The following is a 3,793-nucleotide window of genomic DNA, read 5'->3' as shown; positions in this document are numbered from 1 at the left end:
CCCCTGGTAAGGTTCGCCCGACCGGGCCCGACCCGCGGATGTGGCCAACCACCTCGCCACCGCCGCCGGCCACCCCGTCTGGCGGGGCCGGATGCGGTGTGAGCACTTTGTGGCGCGGTTCCGCGAGGTCGCCGCGCTCCAGGTCCACAGGAGCGCCCTTGATTCCCGATCCGCCGATGTCCACTCCGAAGACGTTCATGGACACAACGTTACGAGGAACCGCTGACAGTTACTCCTCGACAAGCGAAGCGGCCTCGGATCGGAGGTCGCGGCGGAGTTCCTTGGGGAGGGAGAAGGTGAGGGACTCGTCGGCGGTCTTGACGATCTCCACGTCCTCGTAGCCGCGCTGGGCGAGCCACTCCAGGACCTCCTCGACCAGCACCTCCGGGACCGACGCGCCGGAGGTGACCCCCACAGTGCCGACGCCGTCCAGCCAGGACTCGTCGATCTCATGGGCGAAGTCGACCAGGTGGGAGGCCTTGGCCCCGGCGGTCAGGGCGACCTCGACCAGGCGCACCGAGTTCGAGGAGTTGCGCGAGCCGACGACGATCACCAGGTCGGCCTGGGCGCTCATCTCCTTGACCGCGATCTGGCGGTTCTGCGTCGCGTAGCAGATGTCGTCGCTCGGCGGGGAGACCAGCAGCGGGAACTTGGTCTTCAGCTTGTCGACCGTTTCCATCGTCTCGTCCACGGAGAGCGTGGTCTGGGAGAGCCAGACGACCTTCGAGGGATCGCGGACCTCGACCTTGTCCACATCGCTGGGTCCGTCGACCAGGGTGATGTGGTCAGGTGCCTCGCCGGTGGTGCCGATGACCTCCTCGTGGCCCTCGTGGCCGATGAGGAGGATGTCGAAGTCCTCGTCGGCGTAGCGGATGGCTTCCTTGTGGACCTTGGTCACCAGGGGGCAGGTCGCGTCGATGGTGGCGAGCTTCCGCTCGGCGGCCTCTTCGTGCACGATCGGCGCCACGCCGTGCGCCGAGAACATGACGATCGAGCCTTCGGGCACCTCCGCCGTGGTGTCGACGAAGATCGCGCCCTTCTTCTCCAGGGTCTGTACGACGTACTTGTTGTGGACGATCTCGTGGCGCACGTAGACCGGGGCGCCGTACTGCTCCAGGGCCTTCTCCACGGCGATCACGGCACGGTCCACGCCCGCGCAGTAGCCACGGGGAGCGGCGAGCAGGACGCGGCGGGCGTTCGTTGCAGTCATGCGTCCCATCGTAAGGGCGGCCGCCGGAGGGCGGTGAGCGCCCACAGGGCTGAAGGAGGCGTGCGGGCGGCATGTCGGTATGTGCCGCATATGCCGTGCGGGCCTGTGGGGTTCGGCGCTGTCGGTGGGTGCCGATACGCTCGCGGGCATGGGTCTCACTACGTCAGCCGAAGCCCCGGTACCTGTCGGCGAGGTGTCGCGGCTCATCGGCGGGTGGATCGACCGGCTCGGCGCCGTGTGGGTGGAGGGTCAGATCACCCAGCTTTCCCGTAGGCCCGGCGCGGGGGTCGTGTTCATGACCCTGCGCGATCCCTCGTACGACATCTCGGTGAGCGTCACCTGCTACCGCCAGGTGTTCGACGCCGTCGCCGATGTCGTGTCCGAGGGTGCCCGGGTGGTGCTCCTCGCCAAGCCGGAGTGGTACGCCCCGCGCGGCCAGCTCTCGCTGCGGGCGGCGGAGATACGGCCGGTGGGCATGGGTGAGCTGCTCGTACGGCTGGAGCGGCTGAAGCGGGCGCTGGGCGCCGAAGGGCTCTTCGACCGCGACCGGAAGAAACCGCTGCCGTTCCTGCCTCAGCTGGTCGGTCTGGTCTGCGGCCGGGCGTCCGCCGCCGAGCGCGACGTGCTGGAGAACGCACGGCGCCGCTGGCCTGCCGTGCGGTTCGAGGTGCGCAATGTGGCTGTGCAGGGCGTGCGCGCCGTGTCGCAGGTGGTCCAGGCGGTGCGGGAGCTGGACTCACTGCCGGACGTGGACGTGATCATCGTGGCGCGCGGCGGCGGGAGTGTGGAGGATCTGCTGCCGTTCTCGGACGAGCAGCTGATCCGGACGGTGGCGGACTGCCGCACACCGTTGGTGTCGGCGATCGGGCATGAACCGGACTCGCCGCTGCTGGACCTGGTCGCGGATCTACGGGCCTCGACGCCGACGGACGCGGCGAAGAAGGTCGTACCGGATGTCGGCGAGGAGCTGGAGCGGGTACAGGTGCTGCGCGACCGGGCGCTGCGGATGGTCCAGGGGCAGATCGAGCGTGAGGAGCGGGGGCTCGCACACGCGCTCGCCCGGCGTTCGATGGAGCATCCGCACCGCATCGTGGAGGAGCGCGAGCACGAGACGGAGGCGCTGGCGGCGAGGAGCCACCGCGTCCTCGGGCACCTGCTGGACCGCGCCGAATCCGAGCTGAGGCACACCCGCGCCAGGGTCCTCGCCCTGTCCCCCGCGGCCACGCTGGAGCGGGGGTACGCGGTACTCCAGCGGCGGGACGGCGCGGTGGTGCGGGCGGCCGGCGAGGTCTCGGCGGACGAGGAGCTGCGGGCCAGGGTCGCGGAAGGCGAGTTCCCGGTCACTGTCGGACCCCGCACTTAGGGTGGAGCGCATGACGGCGGAGACGGACGAGAGCGCGGGCCACGCAGTGGACGCGGAGGGGATGCCCGGCATGGGGGGTTCGGACGGCTCGGCGGGCCCGGGCTCGCTGGGGTACGAGCAGGCGCGTGACGAGCTGATCGAGGTCGTACGCAAGCTGGAGGCCGGGGGCACCACCCTCGAGGAGTCCCTGGCGCTGTGGGAGCGGGGCGAGGAGCTGGCGAAGGTGTGCCGCCGCTGGCTGGAGGGGGCCCGGGCCCGGCTGGACGCGGCCCTGGCGGACCGGCGGCCGGATGGAGGCGACGGCGACGGGGCCGGTGAGGACGACTCGGCGGTCTGAGTCCCGAGTCGCGACCGCCCGCCCAATATTTAGTTGAAAGTTGTGTGAGTCGACTCACCCGGCCCTCGATTTAGTTGAAAGTTCATCCAACTTGGTCGTACGGTCGTCCGCGTACCTGACACCCTCAGCACATCCGGAAGGTATGCCGATGTCTCTCGTACTCGACACCGCAGCCCAGGACCTCCTGTTCCGTGAGGCCCGCACCGCCAGCACTTTCACCGACGAGCCGGTGACCGAAGAGCAGATGCAGGCCATCTACGACCTGGTGAAGTTCGGCCCGACGGCCTTCAACCAGACGCCCCTGCGCATCGTCCTGGTCCGTTCAGCCGAGGCCCGCGCACGCCTGGTGCCGTACATGTCCGAGGGCAACCAGGCCAAGACCGCCGCCGCTCCGCTGGTCGCGATCCTCGCCGCCGACAACGAGTTCCACGAGGAGCTGCCCTCGCTGCTTCCGCACTTCCCGCAGGCCAAGGACATGTTCTTCGCGGAGCGTCCGGCGCGCGAGCGCTCCGCCGCGCTGAACGCGGTGCTCCAGGCCGCCTACTTCATCGTGGGCGTCCGCGCCGCGGGCCTGGCCGCGGGGCCGATGACGGGAGTGGATTTCGCCGGTCTCCAGAAGGAGTTCCTGGACGACGACCACACCCCTCTGATGGTGGTCAACATCGGCAAGCCGGGCGAGAACGCCTGGTTCCCGCGTTCGCCGCGGCTGTCCTTCGACGAGGTCGTCACCACCGTCTGACGGTCGACAGAGCGCCGCAGGCGGAGTGACGACGAGGCCGCCGGCACCCGAGCGCATGCCCTCCGCGGTGGGTTACCAGCCGACCCTGGCGGACGAGATGGGTGTGCTCCAGGAGCGCATCACGTCGACCCGTGGTCACTCGAT

Annotated in this window: 4 protein-coding genes and 1 pseudogene; 3 read left to right on the top strand and 2 right to left on the bottom strand. The window is 69.7% G+C overall.

Annotated elements, in window-relative coordinates; genetic code table 11:
* Positions 1-199, bottom strand: a pseudogene (locus tag ACFWI9_RS25390) (ROK family protein); the annotation flags it as partial.
* A gap of 30 nt (positions 200-229) precedes the next feature.
* Entirely contained in the window at positions 230-1,219 is a 990-nt protein-coding gene (locus ACFWI9_RS25385; protein ID WP_387165358.1) for a 4-hydroxy-3-methylbut-2-enyl diphosphate reductase, read from the bottom strand.
* A gap of 139 nt (positions 1,220-1,358) precedes the next feature.
* Here ACFWI9_RS25385 and xseA point away from each other — a divergent pair, with 139 nt between their 5' ends.
* The 3 genes from xseA to ACFWI9_RS25370 all read left to right on the top strand — a co-directional run bounded on the left by xseA (position 1,359) and on the right by ACFWI9_RS25370 (position 3,649).
* Positions 1,359-2,573 (top strand): exodeoxyribonuclease VII large subunit, encoded by a 1,215-nt coding sequence (gene xseA, locus ACFWI9_RS25380; protein WP_387165357.1) that lies wholly within the window; start codon positions 1,359-1,361, stop codon positions 2,571-2,573.
* Between the two features lie 70 nt (positions 2,574-2,643).
* Entirely contained in the window at positions 2,644-2,910 is a 267-nt protein-coding gene (locus ACFWI9_RS25375; RefSeq protein ID WP_387165372.1) for an exodeoxyribonuclease VII small subunit, read from the top strand.
* Positions 2,911-3,058: 148 nt separating this feature from the next.
* Positions 3,059-3,649, top strand: coding sequence for a malonic semialdehyde reductase (locus ACFWI9_RS25370; protein WP_387165356.1), 591 nt, complete (start codon positions 3,059-3,061; stop codon positions 3,647-3,649).
* Positions 3,650-3,793: the final 144 nt, after the last annotated feature.

The sequence above is a fragment of the Streptomyces sp. NPDC127084 genome (assembly GCF_042724175.1).
In the GTDB taxonomy this organism is placed as follows: domain Bacteria; phylum Actinomycetota; class Actinomycetes; order Streptomycetales; family Streptomycetaceae; genus Streptomyces.
This window is presented reverse-complemented; position numbering and strand designations above follow the sequence as displayed.

What these genes read in the sequence shown, in the direction of transcription:
- ACFWI9_RS25385 (WP_387165358.1), bottom strand. Translation starts at nt 1,219, where the DNA reads ATGGGACGCATGACTGCAACGAACGCCCGCCGCGTCCTGCTCGCCGCT.
- xseA (WP_387165357.1), top strand. Translation starts at nt 1,359, where the DNA reads ATGGGTCTCACTACGTCAGCCGAAGCCCCGGTACCTGTCGGCGAGGTG.
- ACFWI9_RS25375 (WP_387165372.1), top strand. Translation starts at nt 2,644, where the DNA reads ATGGGGGGTTCGGACGGCTCGGCGGGCCCGGGCTCGCTGGGGTACGAG.
- ACFWI9_RS25370 (WP_387165356.1), top strand. Translation starts at nt 3,059, where the DNA reads ATGTCTCTCGTACTCGACACCGCAGCCCAGGACCTCCTGTTCCGTGAG.